This is a genomic window from Fibrobacterota bacterium (genome assembly GCA_019509785.1).
Lineage (GTDB): Bacteria > Fibrobacterota > Fibrobacteria > UBA11236 > UBA11236 > Chersky-265.
This window is the reverse complement of sequence record JAEKLQ010000031.1, coordinates 56,582-82,322: the sequence shown is the minus strand read 5'-3', so window position 1 is coordinate 82,322 and position 25,741 is coordinate 56,582. Positions and strand designations below refer to the sequence as shown.

Below are 25,741 nucleotides of genomic sequence, written 5' to 3'. Positions count from 1 at the left end.
CAGCCATTACGGGATCAAATCGCATGCACAAGATCAATGGCTCCATCGCGGATATCGATATCCCCGTTCCCGCTTGGCTGCAGGAGCGACCTTGGCACACCCTTAGCGCCGCCGATGCTTTATCCGCCGCCGGGTCCTCCGATACCGGATTGACGGAAGCCGAAGCCGCCCGGCGCCTAGCCGTCGCGGGCGAAAACCTCCTGCCGCAAAAGCCGCCCGTCCCCCTGTGGCGCATCGCCCTCCGTCAATTCAAAAGCCCACTGGTCTATGTGTTGGCGGTTTCCGCCGCGGTCAGCCTGGCCCTCGGCCACTTCGGCGATGCGGGCTTCATCGGATTCGTCTTGGCCGTGAACGCCGCCATCGGATCGTTCCAGGAGAAGAAGGCGGACAACGGCAGCCGGGCCTTGCAAAAGCTTTTGCGCGTACGCGCTAACGTCCTACGGGACGGCAGGCGCATCGGGCTCGGGGCCGAAACCGTGGTTCCCGGCGACATCCTCTGGATCGAATCGGGGGAGAGGATTCCCGCCGACATCCGGCTTTTGGAAACGACCGGGTTCGAAGTCGATGAATCGTTGCTGACCGGGGAATCCACGGCGGTGGCGAAGGATGCGGCCTGGAGCGGCGCGGCCTCGGCCTCCGTCGCCGAACGCCTGGACATGGTTTACGCAGGCTCGGTGGCGCGTCGCGGCCGGGGACGCGGGGTGGCCGTGGGGACGGGGCTCCGCACCGAGATCGGCAAACTGGCGGACAGCCTGGACTCGGCGCCGGATACGCCGCCGCCTTTGATCGTGCGCATGGAAAGCTTCGGGACCTGGCTGACCATCGTGATCGGGATCGTATGCGTGGGGGCCGGGGCGGCCGGGATTTTCCTGGGACATCGCGCGCCCTTGGATATGTTCTTCTTCGCCGTGGCCCTGGCGGTCTCGGCCATACCCGAAGGCCTCCCGGCCGCGCTGGCGGTGGCCCTCTCCGTCGCCGTCTCGCGCATGTCGCGGCGAGGGGTCATCGTGCGCCGCCTGCCCGCGGTCGAAGGCTTGGGCAGTTGCACCCTCATCGCCAGCGACAAGACGGGGACGCTGACCTGCAACGAATTGACCGTTAAGGAAATCGCCCTGCCCGGCGGCGGGCGCTTGAGCGTGGGCGGGGAAGGCTATGCGCCCGTGGGCGCGGTGATGTCGGAGGGCGCGCCGTTGGCTACGCGCGATCCGCTCGTCGCGGAATTGGCCTTGGCGGCGGTCCTTTGCAATGAAGGCGATTTGCAGCCCGAAGGGCGAGGCTGGCGATGGAGGGGGGATTCCACCGATGTCGCCTTGCTTTCCCTGGCCCGTAAACTCGGCTGGATCCCGGAGGATCTGGCGCAGGCGCATCCCATCGCGGCGATTATCCCTTTCGAATCCGAACGGCGTTTCGCCGCGGCCTATTGCGATGGCCCCGAGGGACGACGTGTCTACGTCAAGGGCGCGCCGGAGCGGATCCTGGCCATGTGCCGCGATGCCACGCCGGCCCATGCCGCCGTCATGGAAGCGATGACGGCGAGCGGCTTCCGCGTACTGGCTTTCGCATCCGGTCCCGCAGGATCGGATTCGCCGGAAAATGCTTCTCGCCCGATAGCGCAAGCAAGATCTTCCGAACCCTCGCCCTCCGGTTTGGCCTTCCTCGGGTTCACCGGCATGATCGATCCCCTGCGGCCGGGCGTGCGCCAAGCGGTTGCCGATTGCGGCCTGGCCGGGGTGGAAGTTCGCATGGTAACCGGGGACCATCCCTTGACCGCCCTCGCCATCGCCCGGGACTTGGGCTTGGCCGAGCGCCGGGATCAGGTCGTCACCGGCGCGGATCTGGACAAGCTCGATCCCAAGGACTGGCCGGAGACGGTCCGCACGGCCCGCGTCTTCGCGCGTGTCTCGCCCGATCAGAAGTTGAAACTCGTCCAAGCCGCGACGGCCCTGGGTCATTTCGTGGCGGTCACCGGGGACGGCGTGAACGACGCGCCGGCCCTGAAGGCGGCCCATATCGGCGTGGCCATGGGCAAGGACGGGACCGACGTGGCGCGGGACGCCGCGGAATTGGTGCTGGCCGACGATAATTTCGCGACCGTGGTGGCCGGCATCGAAGAGGGCCGCATCGCCTACAAGAACATCCGCAACGTGGTGGCCATGCAGGTCGCCACCGCCTTGGCCGAAGTCGTCATCTGCACCTTGGCGGTGTTGATGGGCGATCCCTTGCCGCTCTTGCCTCTGCAATTGCTTTGGTTGAATCTCGTCACCAACGGAATCCAAGACGTGGCCCTCGCCTTCGAGCCGGGGGAAGGGGATGAACTGCGCGCCAAGCCGCGGCGCCCTTCCGAGCCCCTTTTCAACCGCCTCATGGTGGAACGCGTGTTGGTGGCGGGGGGATCGATGTCCGTCCTTGGATTGTACCTGTTCATCTCGACCCACCATCGCGGCCAGGATGAAATCGCGGCCCGCAACATGCTCCTCCTGTTCATGGTGCTGTTCGAGAACCTCGGGATCGGGAACTATCAGTCGGAAACCAAATCCATCTTCCGCACGCCTCCTTGGCGGAATCCACTCTTACTGGGAGGAACCGCGCTGGCCACCCTCGCTCATCTATGCGCTCTTTACGTCCCGCCCTTACGCCATCTGTTGGGCACCGCTCCCCTCGATGGCATGACCTGGTTGCGTTTGCTGGGGATGGCCGCCTGCGGGATCGGGCTCGTAGAGGCCCATAAGGCTTGGGTACGCAGACATCCGGACCTTTACGGAATTTGACCTTTTGGCAAAACTTGAATTCAAAATGGCAGGAGGTGCGACATTTTTAGCGACAGGCTGACCCTCTGGCAGTGAAATACAACAAATAGCAGGACTTTAATCCTGGCATGGGGGTTGCAATTGGTGGGCGGTAGAGCAAGACTCTAAGGGTAGGTTTTAGCATGAGGTTTCCCGGGATGGAATCGGGTCGGTCGCCGGTAGTATTAGTGGTGGAGGATGAGGCAATGATGCTCACCTTCGCCCGCAAAGTGCTGGAGACGGCCGGATATAAGGTCCTGACGGCGACCAATAGCGTGGAAGCCTTGCATGCCGGCGCCGCTTATGCCGGCACCATAGACGTGCTCCTGACCGATGTGCGTATGCGCTTGTTCGAGAACGGCTTGGAATTGGCGGCCTGTTTCGGTACCCTGCGTCCGGAAACCAATGTCCTGCTGATGTCCGCATCCCCCCTCCCGGCCGGCGCGGATCACCGGGAATTGGGTTGGAGCTTTCTGCCCAAGCCTTTCAGCGTTTCCCAACTCTTGGAAGCCGTTGGCAGCCTTATCCTGCGGCGGCCGGCCCAATCGGATTGGGTGGCATGGGCCCAGGATATCCGGGTGGATTTAGGCTCCAAGCCGCGCGAAGTTCCGCTTTAAGATCCCCTTTAAACTCAAGTAATCCCAATCCGCCTCCGATATACGGAGTGAGGGAATCCCCATGATTCCCGGAACCGGAGGGACGGCATGTCCATCTTATCGCTGCAATCAATCATCCAGAAATACGGCGCCAACTTCGGCATCGATACCAAGGCCGCGATCAAGGATCCGGCCAAGGACGCAGGAAAGGATTCCGCAAGCGGCGCAGGCGCATCGGCGAAGGATTCCAGCCAAACGGATAAGGGGACGGCGAAGATCCCCACGGCCGATTCCCTGAACCTGAGCCCCGCAGCGAAGGATTTCCTGGCTTCGCATACCGGAGCCTTGGGGAAGTTCGAGATGCCGAACGTGCTGGATGCGTTCTTGAGCGCCATGGATGGAACGGATCAAAGCGGTAGCGGGAACGGCTCGGGCAATAGCTTGCTTGATTTTCTCTCGGGTCCGGGCAACGCGAATCAAGGCGGTAGCGGATCCGGTACGGGCGCCACCGGCTTCCAGAATCCCTTCGCCACCGATTCCCAGAATCCCTCCCAAACCGGCAATCCTTCCATGTCCTTGCTCGATTTCTTGTAAGCCGTTCGCTCCTCAAGGAAGTCCGCCCTGATCCCATCAAGTCTTTTGGGATTACAGAGGGATCCTTTGAGTCGTGCATGCAATCCTGAGCCGGAATAATCCCGGAGAAAGTCTTTCCTACCCGGATACTTAAAGCGGTTGTTCAAGTAACGAGTCAAAATCGCTCAAGGAAGAGAGTAGGAATATGAACATAGCCAGCGTCTCAGGATCCTCGCCGGTTTCCGTCCCCATGAATGCCAAGGCTGCCGGGAAGCCGGTGGAAAAAGAAGGCGATCATGACGGCGATGACAAAGGAGCGGCAGCCGTAGCCAAGGATACGGCGAGAGGGGATTCCGAATCCAAAGGGGGAAACATCGACCTCACCGCCTAAGCTTCGCTTCCTACATCAATCATCGATCCCTCGATGATCCCGAGAAAAAAGGCCCTCCGCACAGGAGGGTTTTCCTTTTCAATTCCCGATGAACTCACCCCTTCGAGGCCCGCAAAGTGATGCTGAGGATTTTGGCGCCCGAGAGACGAAGGATGCGGATCTCCTCCGGGCTCAAGTGCTCGGCCAGCACCGCATCGGGAATCGCGAGTTCCCGCTCCTTGTCGATGCGGATGTCCTTGAACCCTGCCCCCAGGACCGCGAACAGGTATTCGCTTTTGACCATGGCGCCCGCCACGCAACCGGCATACAAAGCCGCCACCGTTTTCATGCGCTCGGGAAGGGGGCCTGAGAGTACGATGTCCGAGATTGAGAAATGTCCACCGGGCTTGAGGACGCGATGCACCTCCGCATAAGCCTTGGCCTTGTCCGGGACCAGGTTCAGGACGCAATTGCTGATGACCACGTCCACGGAATCGCTTTCGACGGGAAGCGCTTCGATTTCGCCCAGGCGGAACTCGACATTGGCATGTCCCAATTTCGCCCGATTCTTCTCGGCCTTCTCGACCATGGCCTCCGTCATGTCTACGCCGATCACGCGGCCGTGATCGCCGACCAATTTTCGCGCCACGAAGGCGTCGTTCCCCGCGCCCGATCCCAGATCCAAAACGGTATTCCCGGGCTGGATGTCCGCCGATTCGGTGAGAGGATCCCGGTTCATCGGCCGCGGCCAGGGCGCCGTATTTCTCTTTGACCATGGCTTTGATGTCGTCGGGGCTCTGCCCGACCATGGCGGCGGATCGCGCTGTCCCGATATCCGCCATTTCCGCGCCCGGTAAAACGGCGGCCACCGCTTCCGCGTCAGCCGCCCCGGAGGCCGGTTCCGAACAGTAATCCGGTCCGCAACACGCTCCCGATGCCTGGCTTTTCTTCTCTCCGATATCGATCCCGAAAATCTTCATATAGGTCACTCCTTTAGCAGCAGTTCTTGGCGTAATTCCGTTCCAGTTCCCGGAAGATCTCCCCGAAAGCCTCCCACGCTTGTTTCAACGCGCTCCGATCAATGCAGTAGCAGGATTTGGTACCATCGATCTCGCCAATGATCACGCCTGCGTCCTTGAGTTCCCGCAAATGCTGGGAGACGGTGGATTGCGCCAGGGGCAGTACCTCTACCAAATCCCCGCAAATACAGGTGCCTTTACGGGCCAGCGTCCTGAGGATGGCGACCCGGGCGGGATGGGAGAATACCTTCGCGAATTCGGCGACTAATTGGTCCTTCTTCGAGAACTCTTCTTTTTTGCTCATGGCCATGGAATCAATATCGTACAAATACGATGGAAAATCAACATCGTATTCATACGATTTAACTCCCATCCGTGAAAAGGGCGGGGGTCCCGATAAGAACGCTTAGATGATCTTGAGCAATTCCGAGATTTTGGTCCGGATCAGATCCCGGATGGCGCGGAATTCATCCGGCGGGAGATGCTTGGGATCGGGGATTTGCCAATCGATGCGATGCTTGGCGCGGACGAACGGGCAGGCATCACCGCATCCCATCGTTACCACGGCATCGTACTCCACGTTGGGGATGTCGTCGAGGGATTTGGATCCATGCTTGGAAAGATCGTAACCGATCTCGGCCATGGAGGCGATCGCTTTGGGGTTGACGATACCGGAGGGCCGCGAGCCCGCGCTGTAGGTTTCCACCGCGTCGCCGCCCAGGATATTGGCGAAGGCCTGGGACATCTGGCTGCGGTTGGAGTTCTCGATGCAGACGAAAAGCAGGCGCTTCTTGGGCTCCGGTTTCTTGGCTTCAGACATGCGTTGCCTTTCCCGTATCTCTATCGGTGGTGTCATTGCGCGGTAATAACCAGTTGAATAGGAGCGTTGCCGCCAAAGCGCCGAGCGCCTGAGCGATCACGAATCCAGGTACATCGATAGCGCGGATCCCGGCGAAGGTATCGCTCGCCGAGCGCGCCCAAGTGACGGCCGGATTGGCGAATGAAGTCGAGGCCGTGAACCAATAGGCTGCGGTGATGTACGCGCCGACCGCGAACGGCGTCATCGCCGGGCGGCTCCGGGAACATCCCTTGATTACGGCCAAGAGACCGAAGGTCGCGATTGCCTCGCTTAACAATTGGCCGGCGCCGTGCCTGGCATGATGCGATGCGGAGTATACCGGCAGATCGAACATGAGATTCGCCGCGGCGGTTCCCGCGAAGGCGCCGACGACTTGGGCGAAAACGTACCCCGGCGCTTTCCGCCAAGGCAGGCCTCCCGTTAAGGCTTCGCTAAGCGTAACGACCGGATTGAAATGGGCGCCCGAGAGGGGACCGAAAGCGAGGATCAAGGCGATCAATCCAGCGCCGGTGGCAATCGCGTTCGCGAGCAAGGCGATGGCGGTATTGCCTTGGGCCAATCGTTCGCCCATGATCCCGGATCCGATCACGGTGGCTAGCAACAGGGCCGTACCGATGGCCTCGGCCGCCAACGCTTTCCCCAAGGGACTCCCTTCCGGGCCGGACGTCCTGGAAGGGAATTCCTTAGCCTTAGATCGAATCGAGGCGGAGGTTATTTCCGGCATAAATCTTCCCGGCAAATGGTTTTCGCCCTTTCCCGGTGGGAGCAAAAGAAAAGCCCTCCGTTACAGGAGGGCTTTCCGTGGAGCTTAGGAGAGTCGAACTCCTGACCTCTTCATTTCGAACGAAGCGCTCTACCAACTGAGCTAAAGCCCCGCATGGGCGCATTCAAGCGGCCTAGGCCGGGAACGGCGCGGCTTAATATTGTTAATTCCCCGGGAAATGCCAAGTCCTGCCTGACACCCCCAGGCGCCGCTAGCTATATTGTCCCGGCAACCAGGGGCGGCCCGTTCAGGGCCTGAGATCCCAGTCACTCCGCGGCTTTATGCGGATGGGAAACCCTCGAACCTGATCCGGGTCATGCCGGCGTAGGAAGGAAAACATGATACGCAAACCCTCTCCCCAGTCCGTTCCCGATGTCGTAAGCGATCAGGCCATTACGCGTGATCCGTTCCCCGGTTCGCGGAAAGTCCATCGCCCGGGCAAATTACATCCGACCGTCTCGGTGGCGATGCGGGAAATCGCCCTCGCCAATACGCGGTCGCATTTCGACAAGACCTTGGACCGGCCCAACGAGCCGGTCGTCGTCTACGACACTTCCGGCCCGTATACCGATCCTGCCGCGGAGATCGACGTGCGCATGGGGCTTACGCCTTTGCGCCGGCAATGGATCCTCGACCGCGGCGACGTGGAGGAGCTTCCGGACCAGACCTCGGAGTACGGCCGCCGCCGCGCCTCCGATCCTTCCCTCGACGCCCTGCGCTTCGCCCATGGGCGCAAGCCCCTGCGGGCCAAGCGCTCGCCCTTGGGTGGTAGCGTCGCCGTTACCCAGCTCGAGTACGCGCGCCGCGGCATCATCACCCCGGAAATGGAATACATCGCCATCCGCGAGAACCTGCAGGCCGAAATCCGCGAGGAAGCCCTCGCCAGGCAGCATCCGGGCCAAGCCTTCGGCGCCGGCGTGCCCAAGATCATCACTCCCGAATTCGTGCGCGACGAGGTGGCCCGCGGGCGCGCCATCATCCCGGCCAATATCAACCATCCGGAGCTCGAGCCGATGATCATCGGCCGTAATTTCCTGGTCAAGATCAACGCCAACATCGGCAACTCGGCCATCGCCAGTTCCATCGAAGAGGAAGTGGAGAAGATGGTCTGGGCCACGCGCTGGGGCGCCGATACCGTGATGGATCTTTCCACCGGCAAGAACATCCACGAGACGCGGGAATGGATCCTGCGCAATTCCCCCGTCCCCATCGGCACGGTCCCCATCTACCAGGCCTTGGAGAAGGTGAACGGCAAGGCCGAGGATTTGACCTGGGAGCTTTACCGCGACACCCTCATCGAACAGGCGGAGCAGGGCGTTGATTATTTCACCGTACACGCGGGCGTGCTGCTCCGCTACGTTCCGCTCACGGCCAAACGCATGACGGGGATCGTTTCCCGCGGCGGCAGCATCATGGCCAAATGGTGCCTGGCCCACCACAAGGAGAATTTCCTCTACACCCATTGGCGCGACATCTGCGACATCATGCGGGCGTACGATGTGTCCTTCTCGATCGGGGACGGCCTGCGGCCGGGATCCATTTACGACGCCAACGATGAGGCCCAATTCGCCGAGCTGAAAACCCAGGGTGAATTGACCGAGATCGCTTGGGACATGGGCGTGCAGGTCATGAACGAGGGCCCCGGCCACGTGCCCATGCACATGATCAAGGAGAACATGGAAAAGCAATTGGAATGGTGCCACGAGGCGCCCTTCTATACCTTGGGGCCGCTCACCACCGACATCGCGCCCGGCTACGACCACATCACCAGCGGCATCGGCGCTGCCATGATCGGCTGGTACGGATGCGCCATGCTTTGCTACGTGACGCCCAAGGAGCACCTGGGCCTTCCCGATCGCGAGGACGTGAAGGTGGGCGTCATCACCTATAAGCTGGCGGCGCATGCGGCGGATCTCGCGAAAGGGCATCCCGCCGCGCAATACCGCGACAACGCGCTTTCCCGGGCGCGCTTCGAGTTCCGTTGGAGCGACCAATTTAATTTGTCCCTCGATCCGGACACGGCGCGCAAATTCCACGACGAAACCCTGCCCGCCGAAGGCGCCAAGCTGGCGCATTTCTGCTCCATGTGCGGCCCCAATTTCTGCTCCATGAAAATCACCGACGACGTACGCGCCTATGCGGCCAAGGAAGGCATGGACGAAAAGGCGGCGCTGGAACAGGGGATGGCGGAGAAGTCGAAGGAATTCGTGAAGGCGGGCGCGGAAATTTACCGGGTGGAATGATCCGGAACAGGGAAGGTTCTCCTTCCCATTTTCAGATCCGGCCCTTCTCCAATTCGTAAAGCACCGCGGGGGAATCCTTCGGCAGGAAAAGCCCACCGCCGGCGCTGCGGAAATGCTTTCCGAGCGCCTTGTGGTACCACTGCGCCGGCCGCAGATGCACCTTCCCGTCCGTCACGCGTTGATCCACGTGCTCCCGCCAGTCCTCGGCGGTGATGATCTCCAGGTAGACCGCGCCGCGGCAGAGCCGCGACATGTTGGCCGCCGCCGCCCTTACGCCTTCGTCGGGAAGGTATTGCAACACGCTTTGGCAGATGATGAGGTCGTACTGGCCGCGACCGACGTAATCGGCCGCCGAACCTTCATCCCATCCGAAGCGGGCGCACAGGTACGGGCTGAACTCGACGCCGGTATAGGTCGCGCGCGGATGCCTCTGGGCCAGCGAGGTACGCCAATGCCCCAGGCCGCATCCCAAATCCAGTACGCGGCGAACGGGAAGCCCCAAGTGGGAAAGGTATCCGAACACGAACCCCGCCAAGCGGGCCTGGAGTCCGCTTCCCCTTACCCGGGTGGCGGGATCGCGATAGAAGCGGGTATAGTAGGCCTCCCCGAAGCTCTCGCGCGGGCGCGCGGAAACGAGACGGGAAGGTAAGGCGCGTTTCTGCGTCATCGAAGCTCCGGATCAAGTTGGGGAATAATAGCTTTGACCGGAATCTGAGTGGTGAACCTGGGCATCGGCTGCCGCCTGCGGGCAGGGCTCCGCGAAAAAGGATGGGAGAGCGATTTTACTCTTGCAAGACCGCCGGGACATGTGTATTTTATGAGGACGAGTGTACCCTGCCGAGCCTTAATTGGCTTCCGCGGGGAGGCTCGAGGAAAAGATGGTGTTATCCAATCCCCCGCTTGACTGCTGCACAATGAGTCTCCGAGGACCCTGATACTCCTTCGTTCCATCATCCCAACCCAATCCATTCGATTATTCGATTCCAAGGAGACATATGAATATTTACGTTGGAAACCTCGCTTTCAGCGTAACCCAGGACGAGCTTACGCAGGCCTTCGGCCAGTTCGGGCGCGTCACTTCCGCTAAGATCATCATCGACCGGGAAACCGGGAATCCGCGCGGATTCGCTTTCGTGGAAATGGCCGACAACAACGAAGCCCTCAAAGCCATCCAGGGAATGAACGGCGTCCCCCTCCAGGGTCGTCCCATCTCCGTTAATGAAGCGCGTCCCCGCGTACCCGGTGGAGCCGGCGGCGGCGGCGGTTTCGGCGGTGGTGGCGGTGGCGGCCCCCGTGGCAACGGCGGACCCCGCGGCAACGGCGGCGGCTATGGCGGTGGCGGCGGCGGCGGCGGCGGCCAACGCAATCGCTGGTAAGCTTTTCCGGCCGACATGGCCGATCAGCGACCGCGGTCCCCGTAGCTCCGTCTATCGGGACCTTACTCATCCTTCCGTTTCGGGCCGGCCCCTCGTCCGGCCCTTTTTAATGCGGTCGATTCGGGGCGTTCACCCGTTTTGATTCCGCGGATCCGGCTTCAAAGAACCCACATCGGCGCCGAACCCAGAGGGCGGCGGGAGAGGGAGTTCTTGAAAGACCGCTGATCCTCCCTTAAAATCCCCAATATGCGAAGGTCCGCCGTCTCCGGCATCGGCATGGGGATGTTACTCCATTGCTTATCCGCGTCCCCTTGCGGCGCCTTTTCGGAGGCGGCGAATCGGGCGGGCGAACCTGAAAAGCGGGTGTTGGCGGTGCTCGATCCGATCGACCTGCACATCATGAAGGCCGATCCGGATTGGGGCGATTTCCTTCGGCGGGGCTTCGCGGGGAACTCCGGCTGGAAGGTGATTACCCGCGATACGATGATCACGAAGATGAAAGATTACGGCATGGACGCCCGGGTCCCTTGCCATGAGTTCCAATGCGCTTTCGATGCGGGTAACGTTCTGTCGGCGGAGTTCGTGGTTTTCTGGTCCCTCACCAGCCTCGACGACATGTACGCGTATACCTTGAACCTGGTCCACGTTCCCACCTCGCAAACCGTCTGGTCGAAGGTCGGGGAGGTGAGCAAACGCCAATTGGGAGCCCCGGGGGCGGCCATGGAATCGGCGTTGGCCCAAATGGCGGATTGGCTGGGACCGGACAAGGTAAAGACCGGGCGCCGGGAAAAGCTGGGCCAAATGACCGTCCTCGATCTGAGCGCGGCGGGGTCGACGCCCGCGCGGGTGATGGCCGAACGCGTGGCTACCCATCTCTATTCCTCCCGCAACTACGACATCATGGGGAAGAAGGAGCAGGACGAGCTGCTGACCGCGCTGGGCGTCGATAAGGCCGCCTTCATCCCTAACGATTCGGCCATCAACCAGCTCGGGATCAAGATGGGGATTTCCCATCTCGTTTATTCGCGCCTTTTGGCGACCAAGGACGGCGGGATGCAATTGCGATTGGCCCTTTACGACGTAGTCGCGCGCCAGAAGGTGCGGGAGCGTCCCTCGCAATCCACCCAGGATTTCCGCAAGCTGCTGCGATTCGAGGAAAGCTTTTTCTCCAGCCTGCTGCAATTGCCGGGAGCGGAAGAAGCGGGATCGCTTAGCCCGGGCCGGAAGCGTTGGACTTGGGCCGGGGCCGCGGCGAGCCTCGCCTTCGGGGCGGTTTGCGGCTATCTCTCGTACTCGGCGAACAAGGATGCCGACCATGCCTACGCGCGCTTCCAGGATGCCCGCTCGCGCGAGGCGGTGGAATCGTGGCAGGCGCGGGTCAAGGGCAGCGATCGGAGCGCCTTCACGTGGGCGATCCTGGGAGGCGTCGGGGTGGCGGGCGCGGGTGGATTGGTAGTGCTTTCGTTCTGAGGCGGCGGGCCGTTCGCAAGCGGACGGGGCGGGGAAAGAAAATGGCGGAGCGAACGAGGAAAGCGATGGGATGGACGCGGGCGGCGTGGACGGCGCCGGCGGTGCTGTTGGCATTGTTCGCGTGCCGTTTGGATCGGCAATACGAAAGCCCGTATCTGCCGGGATCCCCCGACTATGCCGGCGACGATTGGACCCGCGATGCCGATGGGAACGGGATCGCCGATAGCGTCGAGAAATATCTGCCGGATTGCAAGCTGCCGCCCAAGCAATGCCTCGAGAACGCCAAAATCCTGGGAGCCATTCCCGCCGACCGCTATGCCCTGGCGGCCCGGAACCTGCTCCTATGGATGGGGGATTCGGCGCGGGCGCCCGATTTGGAGTGGTCCCCGGCCGACGCGGCATTGCGGGGTTACGGGTTATCGAGTTCCGATTCGTCGATAGTGCGGGTGAGGAATGGGAAGTTGTTGGCGGCGGCGGCGGGTAGCGCGCAGATCGACGTGGTGGTTCCGGGCCTGAAGCTCTTGAGTACCTCGTTCATCGCAACGGTTGCCTCGCAGGGCAAGCGCGTTGATTCGGTGGGGGTTTCGGACATCGAAGTGGCGGTGGGACGGGATACCGTCCCGCATGCGTCCTGGTATCCGGCCGATGCCACTTATAAGGATTATTCGCTGGTCTCGGATCAACCCGCGGTGGCCTCCGTCGTGGGGCAGTCGGTGCGCGGCGTCTCGGTAGGCACGACCCGCATGGTCCTGTATGCCCGGGATGGCGGCCGCACGGCTTCCTTTACCGTAAAGGTGATCGACCATGCGAAAGCCCTGGCCCTCTCCGTCGATCCCATGTTCCTGGTCCGCGGCGGCAATGGCGCCGCTCCCCATCTCGTGTGGACCCCGGCCGATATCGCCGATCAAGGCTACCGGTTGGCGACGGTGGAAACGACCTCGGTGGTGGAGTTGAGCGCGGATAGCCTGCAAGTCATCCCCAAGCTCCCCGGGGTCGCCCAGATGCTGGCCCTCTCGGCCGATGGCCGCTTGACCGCGGAGTTCTCGGTTACGGTGGCCGCGCGTTCCATACCCGTTACCGGCATATCCGCGCAGGATATGAATCTGCCCTTAGGCCGGGATCCGCAACCGCCGTTGCTTACCTGGTCGCCTTCGGATGCATCCGATCGCGAATACGATCTTACCACCAGCGACTCCGGGGTGGCCGTGCCTTCGGGGGGCTTGATCTCGCCCGTAGGCATGGGCACCGCCGATTTCACGGTGACCACCCAGGACGGCGGGTTCTCTGCGGCTTTTAAGGTTACCGTAGGCCGGCCCGATTCCAGCTTGCACGTGGATTCGGTCCGGGTGGCCGCGTTCTCCCTGCCGGTGGGCGAAACGCGCCGCGTCAGTCCCACTTGGTTCCCGCCCAATGCCGGAAATCTTTCCTTCTCGCTTTCTACGCCCGATACCGCCATGGTCGCGATTACGGGCGAGTCGGTACGCGGAGTCAAGGCGGGGACCGCCAACCTGACCCTTACGTCGGCGGATGGCGGGCATACGGCCGATTTCAAGGTTGCCGTGTATGCGCCCTATGTCCCCGTTCAGCAGGTCACGGTGGATACGCTTTCCATTTACGTCGGCGCCAATGGAGTTCCTGCCATCCGTTGGACCCCCGCCAACGCGACCGATCTCGGATATACCTTGGTTTCCCTGGACAGCAATATCGCTTCCATCCTGACGACGGGAAGCGTGCCGGTGGTGCATGGAAAATCAGTGGGAGCGACATCGGTGACGCTGCGTCCCAATAGCGGCCCGTCTACGGTTTTCCCGGTTACGGTGAATGCGGTGCCGGTCCGGGTCAATGGGATTAGCGTACCCAATTTCCAGGTGATCCTGGGCGATGCGCCCGTGCTACCGAACATCACCTTCTATCCGACCAACGCGACGGATAAGCGGTATGTCGTCAGCGCGCCCCAAGCCGGGGGCGTCATCTCCGTCTCGGAGAACAAGGTCAGCGGGCTCAAGTCGGGAAAAGCCCCTCTTACCGTGACCCCCACCGACAATACCTCGGCCGCGGTGATTTGCACGGTGACCGTGGTGGCCAAGGTCCGTTCGGTATCCGCCAAGGACGATACCTTGCGCATAGGCGCGGGAGACAAGTCGGTGGCGGGCAACCTGACCTGGGATCCTCCCGACGCCAACGACAAGTCCTTCTCGCTGAAATCGAACGATACGACCTTGGTGAAAATCGCCGCGAGCGGGACCGCCTACCACGGGGTGGCGGGCGGGAAGACCTCGGTGATCGTCCGGGCTTTGGACGGCTCCGGCAAGGCAGACACATTCGCGGTGACCGTCCAGGTGCCCGTAACCCAGGTGATCGCCGGCGACGTCAGCATGAAAACCACGGATACCAGTTGGTACAATCCCTACTCCCTCTTCAATTGGCTTCCCTCCAACGCCAGCAATAAGAACTGGTCCCTGGCCTATACCAATCCCGGCGCAACCCCCGCGCCCTCCTCCATCGTCTCGATCATGAATGGGTGGGCGCTGAAGGAACTAGCCCCAGGCAGCGCCCGCATCACGGTGATCTCGCTGGACAACCCGGCGGTGAAGGATACCTTCACGGTCACCGTGATCCGGCCGGTCTCCAGCCTGACCGCGACCCTCGCCAACGTCAACATGAAGGTGGGTGGAGCGGATACGGCCGCGCCAATCAGCGTGAATCCAAGCGATGCCAGCGATAAGGCTTTCACCTTGGCCAGCGGCAACACCTCGGTGGCGACGGTGGCGGGCGGCAACAAGCTCCACGCGGTGGGCGGAGGCACGGCCACCTTCACCGCGAAAAGCGTCTACGATACCACCAAGACGGCGACCTTTACGGTAACCGTGACGATACCGGTGGCTTCCGTTTCGGCCTCGGACCTGAGCTTGCGGATAGGGGAAGGGGACAAGGATCCGATCCTCGCCTGGACTCCCGCCAATGCGACGAACAAGTCTTATACCTTGGCCTCGACGAATACCGCTTTGCTCACCATCGTTTCGAATAAACTCCATGGCGTCGCTCCCGGGACCGCGAACGCCACGGTCACCTCCGGGGACGGCGGCAAGACGGCTACCTTCGCCGTCACCTTGGTCCAACCGGTGGTTTCTGTCTCGGCAGCCAACCTGGCCATGCGCCGAGGCGACGCGGATAGGGATCCGGTGATTACCTGGAACCCGGGCAATGCCAGCAATAAGGGTTATACCCTGAGCGGAGGCAGCAGCGGCATCGCGACCGTGGTCGCCAATCGGGTACATGCCGTAGGCGCGGGATCCGTCGTATTGACGGTGACATCGGCCGATGACGGGAAGACGGGTACCTTCACGGTTACGGTGACCAATCCCGTGACCGGCATCGATGGCGGGGCGGACATCAGCTTCCGGTTCGGCGATCCGGATTATCAGGTACCGGTCTCGATTTCCCCTTCGGACGCGTCCAACAAGAATTGGCATATGGTCTCCGAGGATCCGACCATCGCCAGCGTGAACGGGTCTTCCATCCATCCGGTTTCGCGCGGGGACGTCAACGTGTTCATCATTTCCGACGATAACGCGGCCATCACCGATACTGTGGGGGTTTCGGTGAAGGGCTTCTTCGGGCCCTAGAGCGCATGACATCCTCCAGGTATTTCTAAACGAAAAAAGCCGGGGCTGATGCCCCGGCCTCCGCTTATCGTCGATGCCGCTGCGTCTTAACCGGCGACGGTTACCAGTCTGCGCAAGACGTCCTTATATTCCGAGAGATACTTCTCGGCCACCGCCACCACGTTGGCCGCGGTATAACCGAACTTCTCGTCCAGGACCTTGAACGGGGCCGAAGCGCCGAAACGCTCCATGCCGTAAACCTGGCCCAAGGGCCCGACCAGGCCTTGCAGGTTGGCGGGCAGCCCGGCGGTCCAACCCAAGGTGGGCGCGGTCATGGGCAGCACCGTCTCCCGGTATTGGGGCGATTGTTCCTTGAACAGGCCTTCGGAGATGGCCGAAACCACCTGCACCTTGAGGCCCTTCTGCTTGGCCAAAAGCTCGGCGCCTTCCATCAGCAGGGAGACTTCCGAACCGTTGGCGACCAGCACCAGATCCGGCTTGCCGCCCGCGTCCTTTACGATATAGGCGCCTTTGGACGCGCCCGCCAAGGCTTCCTGGAAGCGGTTGGCTCCGCTCTTGGCCGGGATGTCGTTGACCGGCTGGCGGGTAAGGATGAGGCCGACCGGAATCTTTGCCTCGAGGGCCATCTTCCAGGCCACCGTGGTTTCGGCGCCGTCGCAAGGCCTTAGGATCAGGACGCTGCGATGCCCTTCCAGGTTCTTCATTTTCTCCAGCAGGCGGATCTGCAGCTCCTGCTCGATGGGCTGATGGGTGGGCCCGTCTTCGCCGACGCGGAAGGCGTCATGGGTCCAGATATAGATGGTATGGATTCCCTGGATGGCCGCCAGGCGGATGGCCGGTTTCTGGAAATCGCTGAAGGCGAAGAAGGTGCCGCCCGCCACGAAACAGCCGCCATGCATGGCGATGCCCGTCATGACGCCGGCCATGGTCAGCTCGGCCACGCCCGATTGCAGGAAGGCCCCCGAGAAATCGTTCCGGGTGAAGATCTTCGTCTTCTTAAGGAAGCCTTCGGTGTAATCGCTGTCGGCCAAGTCGGCCGAAGTCACGATGATGTTTTCGAGCTTGCTCGCCAGATAGGCCAAGACGTTCTTGGAAGCGGCGCGGGTCGCGTCGTTGGGTTTCTGCTCGATGCCGGCGAAGTCCAGCGCCGGCAACTCGCCGGAATGGAACAAGTCCCATTTCTTGGACAATTCGGGATTGGCCTTGACCCAGGCATCCTGCTTGGCCTTGGCGTCGGCGGCGGCCTTGGACTTCTCGGCGAGCACGGCGGCCATGGATTCCTGGACGTCCGGGAACAGCTTGAAGGGCTCCGCGGGATTGCCGCCCAGCACTTCGATGGTCTTTTCGTACGAGGCTCCCGATTTGGATAGCGGCACGCCGTGCAGCTTGGGGGAACCTTCGAACGGGGTGCCATCTTCCTTCACGGCGCCCTTGCCCATGATGGTCTTGCCCACGATGAAGGTGGGACGTTCCTTCTCGGCCCAGGCCCGTTTCAAGGCGGCGCGCATCTGATCGAAGTCATGGCCGTTGACGGTTTCCACGCGCCAGCCCCAAGCCTCGTACTTCTTGGCGGTGTCCTCGGACATGGTGTCCTTGGTCATGTGGGAAAGCTGCACGTCGTTGGAATCGTAGAACAGGATGAGATCGGCCATGCCCAAGTGCCCGGCCAAACGGCCCACGCCCTGGGAGACTTCCTCTTCCACGCCGCCGTCGGAGATGTAGGCGACGGTCTTATGCGACATCCAATCGCCGAAGCGGGCGCGCAGGAAGCGTTCGGCGATGGCGGATCCGAGGGCCATAACGTGGCCTTGGCCCAGCGGTCCCGAGGTGTTTTCCACTCCGCGATGCGGCTCGTATTCGGGATGGCCGGGAGTGGGGCTGCCCCATTGGCGGAAATTCTTCAGATCGTCCATGCTGTAGGCGCCGATGGTGGAAAGCGTGGAGTAGAGCATGGAGGAAAGATGGCCCGCGTCGAGGAAGAAGCGATCGCGATTCTTCCAGGTCAAATCCTTCGGATCGAAACGCAGGAACTCGGCGTAGAGCAAGGCCATGAAATCGGCGCCGCCCATGGGGCCGCCGGGATGGCCGGATTTCGCCCGTTCGGGCATGGAGGCGGAGAGGATGCGGATATTGTCTGCGATGCGCTTCAGTTTGGCGTTGTCCAAGAGTCTGGCTCCTTCATTCTTTAGGTCGGGAAAAAGTAGTTAAAATACCTTTTTGGCCCCGTGGACCGTTATTTTATAATGACGCTCGAAAGCCCCGTCCGGGGCCCGATCGGAAGGGACCGCCATGACAAACTCGCCGGGAATCCTGAAGCCAATCGATCCCTTCACCTTGGAGGCGGCCGGGGAATATCCCCTGTTGGATTTCCCGGGCCTCCGGGCCATCGTGGATCGCGCCCGCACGGCCGCCGCGGCCTGGCGCCAGGTGTCCGTGGCCCAGCGCGTGGAATGGTTCCGCGCCGGCCTGCAATGGTTCGAGGCCAACCGCGCCGCCATCGCCATGGACATTACCCGGCAGATGGGAAAGCCCATCAAGCAATCGGAGAACGAACTGAAAGGCTTTTTCGAACGCGCCGAATGGCTGGCGGACGCGGCCGAATCGGCTTTGGCCCCGGACATCCTCCCGCCAAAGGCCGGCTTCGTCCGGCGCATCGAACATGCGCCCCTCGGCGTCGTCCTCATCATCGCGCCTTGGAATTATCCGCTGCTGACCGCCGTGAACGGCGTGGCTGCGGCCCTCTTGGCCGGGAACGCCGTCATCCTGAAGCATTCCAGCCTCACCCCCGCCGTCGGCGAGCATTTCGCCAGGGCCTTCGGGAGCATGGGAGCCGGGGGACCGCTCGAGAACGTATTGCAAGCCGTAGTATCGGGCCATGGGGCCATCGGAAAAGTCATGGAGAACTGCGACATCGATCACGTCGTATTCACGGGTTCGGTGGAAGGCGGCCTTTCCGTGCAAAAGAGCTTGGCGAACCGATCGGGAGTGGCCAACCGCTTCATCGATTGCGCGTTGGAACTGGGCGGCAAGGACGGCGCCTACGTCGCCGCCGATGCCGATCTGGAGAAGGCCGCCGCCGACCTGGTGGACGGAGCCATGTATAATGCGGGCCAGTCGTGCTGCGGGATCGAGCGCGTATACGTGCACAAGGATCGCTACCGCGATTTCCTCGACAAATGCGCCGAACTGGCTTCGGCCTACGTGTTGGGCGACCCCCGTCAGCATGCCACCACCATGGGCCCCTTGGCGACGGCGAAATCGGCCGAGGCCATGCTGGGCCAGGTGGAGGCCGCCCGCGCCAAAGGCGCCGTAGTGGTCGCCGGCGGCCGCGCGCGCAAAGTGGGGATGGGGACCTTTTTCGAGCCGACCCTCATAACCAATGCCGATCACCGCATGGACCTGATGCGCGAGGAGAACTTCGGCCCCATCCTCCCGGTGGTTCCCGTGCGCGACGACGAAGAAGCGGTCCGCCTAGTGAACGATTCCCCTTATGGCCTTACTTCCGCCATTTACACACGCGACCAGGAACGCGCGGAGCGCTTCGCGGCCTCGGCGGATACGGGCACGGTGTACATGAACCGTTGCGATTACCTGGACCCGGCCTTGCCTTGGACCGGGGTGCGGGACAGCGGGCGGGGGACTTCGCTGTCGAAGTACGGGTTCTACGCGATGACCCGGAGGAAGGCGATCCACTTCAGGGTCGGATGAAGGTCTGGTTCTTCCCGGGGCTGGGAGCGGATGCTTCCCTCGGTCCCTTCCATGCTCTGCCGGGATACGAGACGGCGTGGGTGGAGTGGCCGGTGCGGGCCTCCCGCGACTGGCCCGAATTCTTGTCGGGCCTCCAAGAGGCGAATCCAATCCGGGCCGGGGACGTTTTCATCGGGATTTCCTTCGGTGGCATGGCGGCCCAGATGCTGGCCGGTCAGCTTCGGCCCTCGGGAATCATTTTGATCTCATCCTGCCGTTCTTCCCGGTCCATCGCGCCTTCGCTGGCCTGCTTCCGACCGATCCTCCCCTGCATTCCATCGGCCCTATTCGATATGCGCCTTCTCCCCTCGGTCGTCTCCAAGCGCTATTTCGGAATCGCCGATCCTTCCCATGTCGATCTTTTATATGCCATGGCCCGTCGCTTGCCGCCGAAGCGATTCAAGGAAATCACGGAACTCTGCCTTGATTTTCTCGGCCCTTCTCTGCCGGAGGTTCCCATATTCTCTATCCACGGGCTTCGGGATCGCCTGATCCCGGCCGGGCGGGAGAACCGGGACGTCCTGATTCCGGACGGCGGGCATCTGATCTCGATGACGCATTCCGCAATCGTAAATGCCCGGTTGCTTGGGTGGCTCGGGATGATCAATAATCCCGCAATGCGTGGGCCCGGGTCGTAAGATCCGAAGGATTTATATTGGAACAGGGCTAAGGATAGACTCCAAGCCTCATCACGGGGCCGGATAACCAGTCGAGAGGAGAATCATGAACAAGACTCCCGCCAAGGCCAAAGCAACCTCGGCACCGGCCGTAGACGACAGGATCGCGGCCTGGCAGCGAGAAGGCATCACCCGCGTCAAGCTGGCCCTCACCGACATCGACGGGGTCATGCGGGGCAAATACATCTCCCTGGACAAGTTCGCCTCGGTGGCCAAGTCGGGCGGAAGCTTTTGCGATTGCGTGCTGGGCTGGGACATGGACGATAAGCTGTACGACAACGTCTCGTACACCGGCTGGCATACCGCCTTTCCCGACGCGCCTTTCCGCCTGGACTTGTCGACCGAACGCCGCCTGGCCGACGAAGGCGGCATTCCCTTCTTCCTGGGCGAATTCACCGATCCGGACGGAAGCGGGAAGCGGCATCCGCTTTGCCCGCGCAGCCTGCTGCAAAGGATCCTCGATCGGGCCAAGTCCATGGGCTTCGGCGCCAAGATCGGTTTCGAGTACGAGTTCTTCGTCTTCGACGAAACCCCGCATACGATCCGGGAGAAACGTTACAAGGATCTCAAGCCTTACACGCCGGGCAATTTCGGTTACTCGGTGCTGCGCAGTTCGGTGGAATCGGATTTGTTCACCGGCCTGATGGATTACCAGGCAGCGCTGGATTGCCCCATCGAAGGATTGCATTGCGAGACCGGCCCCGGCGTCATCGAAGCCGCGCTCACCGCGGACGAAGCCCTGCGCGCCGCCGATAAGGCCGCCATCTTCAAGACCTTCACCAAGGTCTTTTTCCAGAAACGCCAGAAGGTGGCCACCTTCATGGCCAAATGGTCCCTGGATTACCCCGGCCAGAGCGGCCATATGCATCAGAGCCTGTATTCCCACAAAACGGGGGACCCGGTCTTCCATAAGGCCGGCGGGCGGGAAGGCATGAGCCCGCTCATGGAGAGCTACGTGGCCGGGATGCAGAAGTTCCTCAAGCCGTTCCTATGCTTGTGCGCGCCTACCATCAACAGCTATTCGCGCCTCGTCAAAGGCGCCTGGGCCCCGACCAGCGCGACCTGGGGCGTGGAGAACCGCACCACCGCCTTGCGCGTCATTCCCGGTTCCCCGAAATCCCAGCGCGCCGAGTTCCGTTTGGGAGCCGCCGACGGCAACCCTTACCTGGTGGCCGCGGCTTGCCTGGGGGCGGGACTTTTGGGCATCGAACGCAAGCTGAAATTGGGCGCCCCCGTGAAGGGCAGCGCCTACGAAGTGCAGGATTCCCTTCCGGAGGAATTGAAGCTTCCCAGCAACCTGCGCGATTCCCTGCGCAACCTGCGCGCGAGCGCGGAGGCCAAGGAGCTTTTCGGCGAGGCTTTCGTGGACCATTTCGCGAATTCGCGGGAGTGGGAAGTCCGGGAATACGAGCGGCAGATCACGGATTGGCAGTTGGCGAGGTATTTCGAGATCATCTGAGGGGCCTATGCAGCAATTCAATTATCCTACCACCATCCTTTACGGCGAGGGTTCGCTCGCGGCACTCGCGCAGCGGCTCAAGGGCAAGGTCCGCAACGCCCTCCTGGTCACCGACGCCACCCTCGCCAAGGCGGGCTTGGCCGCAACAGTAACCGAGGCGTTACGTAAGGAGGGCGTTGCCGCCGCCGTTTTCGACGGGACCCATCCCAATCCCGTCGAAGAGGACGTGGAGAACGGACTGGAGGCCTACCGCGCGGGCGGATGCGATGCCTTGATCGCGCTGGGGGGCGGAAGCCCCATGGACACGGCCAAGGTGATCCGCTTCATGGCCGTCCATCCGGGCCCCTTGGCCCAATACGATGACGCCAAGGGCGGGGATAAGCTGATCGTCAATCCCATGCCTCCGCTGTACGCCATCCCCACCACCGCGGGCACGGGCAGCGAAGTGGGGCGTTCGGGGGTCATCATCCTGAGGGCGACCGGCAAGAAAACCATCTTCTTCCATCCCAGGCTCATGCCCGATATCGCCGTGCTCGAACCGTCGCTTACCGCCGGCCTGCCGCCGCATATCACCGCCGCCACCGGCATCGATGCCTTCACCCACTGCCTGGAAGCCTACTTCGTCAACGCCTTCCATCCCATGGCCGACGGGATCGCCTTGGAAGGCATCCGCCTCATACTCAAGGCCTTGCCGGCCGCCTACGCCGATGGGCGCGATTTGGAGGCGCGCGGGGCGATGCAGATGGCCGCGGCCATGGGCGCCACCGCCTTCCAGAAAGGCCTGGGGATGATCCATTCCCTGGCCCATCCGCTCTCGGCCCGCTACAATACCCATCACGGCTTGGCCAATGCCCTGTTGCTACCGGACGCCCTCGCCTTCCTGGAGGCCCGGCCCCTGGCTGCCCCTGCCCGGGCCAAGATGGAACGCATCCAAGGGCTGTTCCGCGAAGCCGGAATCGCCAAGGAATCCTTGTCCGAATCGGCCCGCTCCCTGTTCGTTTCCCTGGGGGTAACCTTTGGGTTACGGAATCATAAGGTGCCCGAGGTCGACCTGGAACCCCTGTCGGCCGACGCCATCGAGGACACCTGCCATGCCTCGAACCTCATCCCGGTGAAACGGGAAGAAATGCTGGCTGTCTATCGGGCGGCTTGGTGAACGGCCTCTTCCCGGGACGCTACCGTTTCCGATTAACTCCGGTCGGAAACGGTCCCGCCCGCGCGGCCCCGCGCTTCCGGCGCCAAGGCTTCATTGAGACGGCCTGAGCGGAATCCTTCCGAATCGAAATCGACGCGATCGAATCCCAAGGCGCCTAGGCGATTCGCCAACTCCGCGCGGATACCCGCGGTCAGGCCCTCACGTTCCCCTTGGGCCACCTCGATGCGGGCCGCGGTCCCGAAATGGCGCACGCGGAATTCCCGGAAGCCGAAGCCCGCCAGAATTTCCTCGCCCGCCTCCACGGCCGCGAGCTTTTCCGGAGTCACGGCCTGCCCGTAAGGGATGCGGCTGCTAAGACAAGGTTGGGCCGGCTTATCGGCCGTGGGCAACCCCAAGGCCCGCGACAAGGCCCTTACATCCGCTTTGGCCAGGCCCGCTTCGGCCAAGGGCGCCCTCGCGCCGGCTTCGGCGGCGGCCTTCCGCCCGGGCCGGTAGTCGTAGGTATCATCCAAGTTACCCCCGTACAGCAGGGCGGGGGCCGGTCCCGCCGCGGACGCGGCGTCGGCGGCGATGCGGACAAGATGCGAGAAGAGATCGGCCTTGCAATGGTAGCAGCGATCCGGCCCGTTGGCGGCGTAGGCGGGGTTGTCCCCCTCGGTGGCGGCGAATTCGGCCAATTCCAGATCCAGGCTTTCGGCCAATTCCCGGGCGGCGCGCAATTCCCGGTCGGGCAGGGAAGGCCCTACCGCGATGCAAGCCTTGGCCCGGTCCCGTCCGAGAACGCGGCGGGCCATGGCCGCGAGCAATGCCGAGTCGGCCCCGCCCGAAAAGGCGACCAGGGCCGAAGGGAAGGCGCTTAGCCCGGTCTCCAGATCCCGGCATCGTTCCAAGAGGCCTGGATCGGCGATGATCTCCGCCAGGGGCGCGAAAAGGTTCATGGACACAAGGTAAAATTCCCCCGCGTCCCCGGAAGGCTTCGGCCCCGGACGGCCTTGCCGGGGCGTATGCGCAAAACGCGAAGGGGGATTTGCACCGCTTCGGGCCGATTTCATATACTTGGGGGATGGAAATAGGGCTGAAAGTCCAAATCGTTTTCGCATGCTTCCTGGCCCTGGAACTCCTCTCCCTGTACATGATCATCATCCGCACCGTGGCCAACCTGGAATACGCTTTCAATCGCGTCGAGGCCATCATCAATCGCGAAGTGCAATTGGCGATGCGCGCCAAGGAACAGGAGAAGATCACGCGCGAGAAGGCGCAGCAAACCGATTTGGCCAAAGCCAAGAAGAACGATCTATTGCTCAACATCCCCTTCATGGAACGCTTGAGCAAGGAAAAGAAGAAGGACGGCAATGGCTGACCCGCATGGCCGCCTGATCGTTTTCTCGGCGCCTTCGGGGGCGGGGAAGAGTACCTTGAAGGACGCCTTGATGTCCCGGTTCCCGGGCCTGCGCTACTCGATCTCGGCCACCACCCGCAAGCCGCGCCCCGGCGAGCACGAGGGCGAGCATTATTTCTTCAAATCCCTGGAAGAGTTCCAGGCGATGATCGATTACGGCGACCTGGTCGAGCATATGGAAGTGCACGGCAACCATTACGGCACGCCGCGGGCGCCCATCCTGAAGGCCCTGGAAAAGGGCCTCAGCGTGATCCTCGACCTCGACGTATACGGGAAGGTGAACTTCGACAAGGCCTTCCCGGACGCCTTGGGCATCCTCATCGTCCCGCCCAGCCTGGAAGAGCTGGAACGCCGCCTCGTCGCGCGCAAGTCCGATTCCCCCGAGACCATCCGGGTACGCCTGCAGAACGCGGTCAATGAACTTGAATTCGCGGCCCGCAACGGCAAATACGAATACCGCATCGTCAACGACAGCTTCGATCGCGCCCTGGAGGAATTGACCCGCATCTTCGAAAAGGAATTGGGGCAGCCGCGCGCCCGCGCGGGGGCATCGGCATAGCCCGAAGTCGTCTGCCCAGCCTTATTTCTTGTATCATTTTTCGGCCCGGATAACCGGGCCGAAAGCTTCCGCCCCCAAACTTCCCTATGCCGAGGACCATCTCGCGTGGTGCTTCCACGCAAATTCCCCTATTCACCGGGCTTCTATCCCGGCCCATAAGAGTGTGATGGCGATCATCCTTGCCTGTCTTCTTATGCATTACTTTTATTTCGGTTCGCAAAACCCGCCCTAAGGGTCCTGGCGGATGGGGCAGCGTCCCATGACCAGGCCATTCGTCCCGCGGAGAGAGACATAGGAAGTACGTATGCCCTGCACCTTATCGCATCGCCGTTCGGAAAATCCGGCGCAAACCGCTTCTACAACGGGATTCCGGCCCAGGCTGGGTGGTTTTCTGGTTTCCCTGGCCCTCATCGCGGCCGCCGGCGCCCAGGCCTCCGCATCGAAGGGATCATCGGGAAGCAAGCATGATGCGGCCAAGCCCAGGCAAACCGCCCGCGCCACGGCGCCCGCGCCCCAGAGCGAATCGAAGGGTCCCCGCCTGGATTCCGCCCGCGTGCATACGCTCTACGTGGAAGGCGAGTTCGACCAGGCCATCAACGTCCTGGAGGCCAATCTCAGGGATACGCGGCAATACAACCATAACGATAGCGTCTTCATCTACAAGCATCTCGGCGTAATGTACGCTGCCAGCGACGCGACGCGCGAGAAGGGCCGTTACTATATGCACCGGCTCCTTTTGGTCGAGCCGACCGCCAAGATCATGGATATGTACGCGAGCGACATGATCTACATGATCTTCAAGAACATCCAGGAGGAATACGCGGAAACGCATGAGCATTCGGCCCAGCCCGACTCGGGCGACGCCATGCTCCGCGTTTCCGGACGGCCGCACGAACCCGAAAGCCACGAGCCGGCTGCCGCCCGGGAAGAGCCGAAGAAAAGCGGCTCCGGATACGTGTGGCTGGGAGCGGCCGCCGTCGCGGTCGCGGCAAGCGCGGCCACCTTGTATTACCTCGCCGAGGAAAAGCCCAAGGTCGTCGTCCAGGATCATCAGCCCCAATGA

22 protein-coding genes, 1 tRNA gene and 1 riboswitch are annotated in these 25,741 nt (G+C 62.2%); of the genes, 15 read left to right on the top strand and 8 right to left on the bottom strand.

The window, feature by feature from the left end:
• Positions 1–23 precede the first annotated feature (23 nt).
• The 4 genes from JF616_07825 to JF616_07810 all read left to right on the top strand — a co-directional run bounded on the left by JF616_07825 (position 24) and on the right by JF616_07810 (position 4,346).
• Complete coding sequence (locus tag JF616_07825; GenBank protein ID MBW8887650.1) at positions 24–2,768, top strand: HAD-IC family P-type ATPase; 2,745 nt, start codon at positions 24–26, stop codon at positions 2,766–2,768.
• Between the two features lie 224 nt (positions 2,769–2,992).
• Positions 2,993–3,403, top strand: coding sequence for a response regulator (locus JF616_07820; protein MBW8887649.1), 411 nt, complete (start codon positions 2,993–2,995; stop codon positions 3,401–3,403).
• Positions 3,404–3,490: 87 nt separating this feature from the next.
• Entirely contained in the window at positions 3,491–3,976 is a 486-nt protein-coding gene (locus JF616_07815; protein MBW8887648.1) for a hypothetical protein, read from the top strand.
• 184 nt (positions 3,977–4,160) lie between these two features.
• Entirely contained in the window at positions 4,161–4,346 is a 186-nt protein-coding gene (locus JF616_07810) for a hypothetical protein (GenBank protein MBW8887647.1), read from the top strand.
• Between the two features lie 94 nt (positions 4,347–4,440).
• On the opposite strand, the gene arsM is transcribed toward JF616_07810, so the two are convergent.
• The 5 genes from arsM to JF616_07785 form a co-directional block, all read right to left on the bottom strand.
• Positions 4,441–5,064, bottom strand: coding sequence for an arsenite methyltransferase (gene arsM / locus JF616_07805; GenBank protein MBW8887646.1), 624 nt, complete (start codon positions 5,062–5,064; stop codon positions 4,441–4,443).
• Between the two features lie 254 nt (positions 5,065–5,318).
• On the bottom strand, positions 5,319–5,654 hold the full coding sequence (locus JF616_07800) for a winged helix-turn-helix transcriptional regulator (GenBank protein ID MBW8887645.1): 336 nt from the start codon (positions 5,652–5,654) through the stop codon (positions 5,319–5,321).
• A 96-nt stretch (positions 5,655–5,750) separates the two neighbouring features.
• Positions 5,751–6,164, bottom strand: a complete 414-nt coding sequence (locus JF616_07795; GenBank protein ID MBW8887644.1) for an arsenate reductase ArsC — start codon at positions 6,162–6,164, stop codon at positions 5,751–5,753.
• The gene (locus JF616_07790) at positions 6,157–6,927 is read right to left on the bottom strand and encodes an aquaporin family protein (GenBank protein ID MBW8887643.1); all 771 of its coding nucleotides are present in this window, start codon (positions 6,925–6,927) and stop codon (positions 6,157–6,159) included. The genes JF616_07795 and JF616_07790 overlap by 8 nt, the downstream gene beginning before the upstream one ends.
• A gap of 78 nt (positions 6,928–7,005) precedes the next feature.
• Positions 7,006–7,078 (bottom strand) — tRNA-Ser (locus JF616_07785).
• A 112-nt stretch (positions 7,079–7,190) separates the two neighbouring features.
• Positions 7,191–7,314, top strand: a riboswitch (TPP riboswitch).
• On the opposite strand from JF616_07785, the gene thiC reads away from it, so the two are divergent.
• Positions 7,305–9,209, top strand: a complete 1,905-nt coding sequence (gene thiC, locus JF616_07780) for a phosphomethylpyrimidine synthase ThiC (GenBank protein ID MBW8887642.1) — start codon at positions 7,305–7,307, stop codon at positions 9,207–9,209. Its footprint overlaps the riboswitch before it by 10 nt.
• A gap of 31 nt (positions 9,210–9,240) precedes the next feature.
• On the opposite strand, the gene JF616_07775 is transcribed toward thiC, so the two are convergent.
• Complete coding sequence (locus JF616_07775; protein MBW8887641.1) at positions 9,241–9,876, bottom strand: class I SAM-dependent methyltransferase; 636 nt, start codon at positions 9,874–9,876, stop codon at positions 9,241–9,243.
• A gap of 328 nt (positions 9,877–10,204) precedes the next feature.
• Here JF616_07775 and JF616_07770 point away from each other — a divergent pair, with 328 nt between their 5' ends.
• From JF616_07770 to JF616_07760, 3 genes are all read left to right on the top strand, one after another.
• On the top strand, positions 10,205–10,585 hold the full coding sequence (locus tag JF616_07770; protein MBW8887640.1) for an RNA-binding protein: 381 nt from the start codon (positions 10,205–10,207) through the stop codon (positions 10,583–10,585).
• Between the two features lie 276 nt (positions 10,586–10,861).
• Entirely contained in the window at positions 10,862–12,055 is a 1,194-nt protein-coding gene (locus tag JF616_07765; protein ID MBW8887639.1) for a hypothetical protein, read from the top strand.
• Between the two features lie 41 nt (positions 12,056–12,096).
• Positions 12,097–15,681 carry a hypothetical protein gene (locus JF616_07760; GenBank protein ID MBW8887638.1) on the top strand — a complete coding sequence of 1,195 codons (3,585 nt, stop codon included), beginning with the start codon at positions 12,097–12,099 and terminating at the stop codon, positions 15,679–15,681.
• An 86-nt stretch (positions 15,682–15,767) separates the two neighbouring features.
• Here JF616_07760 and JF616_07755 read toward each other — a convergent pair whose 3' ends face one another.
• Complete coding sequence (locus JF616_07755) at positions 15,768–17,846, bottom strand: transketolase (protein ID MBW8887637.1); 2,079 nt, start codon at positions 17,844–17,846, stop codon at positions 15,768–15,770.
• Positions 17,847–17,970: 124 nt separating this feature from the next.
• On the opposite strand from JF616_07755, the gene JF616_07750 reads away from it, so the two are divergent.
• From JF616_07750 to JF616_07735, 4 genes are all read left to right on the top strand, one after another.
• Positions 17,971–19,389, top strand: coding sequence for an aldehyde dehydrogenase family protein (locus tag JF616_07750; GenBank protein MBW8887636.1), 1,419 nt, complete (start codon positions 17,971–17,973; stop codon positions 19,387–19,389).
• Positions 19,386–20,066 carry an alpha/beta hydrolase gene (locus JF616_07745; protein MBW8887635.1) on the top strand — a complete coding sequence of 227 codons (681 nt, stop codon included), beginning with the start codon at positions 19,386–19,388 and terminating at the stop codon, positions 20,064–20,066. Before JF616_07750 ends, JF616_07745 begins: the two co-directional genes overlap by 4 nt.
• 85 nt (positions 20,067–20,151) lie before the next feature.
• Complete coding sequence (locus JF616_07740) at positions 20,152–21,564, top strand: glutamine synthetase (protein ID MBW8887634.1); 1,413 nt, start codon at positions 20,152–20,154, stop codon at positions 21,562–21,564.
• Positions 21,565–21,571: 7 nt separating this feature from the next.
• Complete coding sequence (locus JF616_07735) at positions 21,572–22,720, top strand: iron-containing alcohol dehydrogenase (GenBank protein MBW8887633.1); 1,149 nt, start codon at positions 21,572–21,574, stop codon at positions 22,718–22,720.
• Between the two features lie 32 nt (positions 22,721–22,752).
• On the opposite strand, the gene larE is transcribed toward JF616_07735, so the two are convergent.
• Positions 22,753–23,658: an ATP-dependent sacrificial sulfur transferase LarE gene (gene larE / locus JF616_07730; protein MBW8887632.1), complete on the bottom strand. Its 906-nt coding sequence runs from the start codon at positions 23,656–23,658 to the stop codon at positions 22,753–22,755.
• A gap of 125 nt (positions 23,659–23,783) precedes the next feature.
• Between larE and JF616_07725 the strand changes: the two genes are divergently transcribed.
• The 3 genes from JF616_07725 (at position 23,784) to JF616_07715 (ending at position 25,741) form a co-directional block, all read left to right on the top strand.
• Positions 23,784–24,080: a hypothetical protein gene (locus JF616_07725; GenBank protein ID MBW8887631.1), complete on the top strand. Its 297-nt coding sequence runs from the start codon at positions 23,784–23,786 to the stop codon at positions 24,078–24,080.
• A complete protein-coding gene (gmk, locus tag JF616_07720; protein ID MBW8887630.1) occupies positions 24,073–24,678 on the top strand; it encodes a guanylate kinase in 606 nt (201 codons plus the stop codon). The genes JF616_07725 and gmk overlap by 8 nt, the downstream gene beginning before the upstream one ends.
• A 304-nt stretch (positions 24,679–24,982) precedes the next feature.
• Positions 24,983–25,741, top strand: coding sequence for a hypothetical protein (locus JF616_07715; GenBank protein MBW8887629.1), 759 nt, complete (start codon positions 24,983–24,985; stop codon positions 25,739–25,741).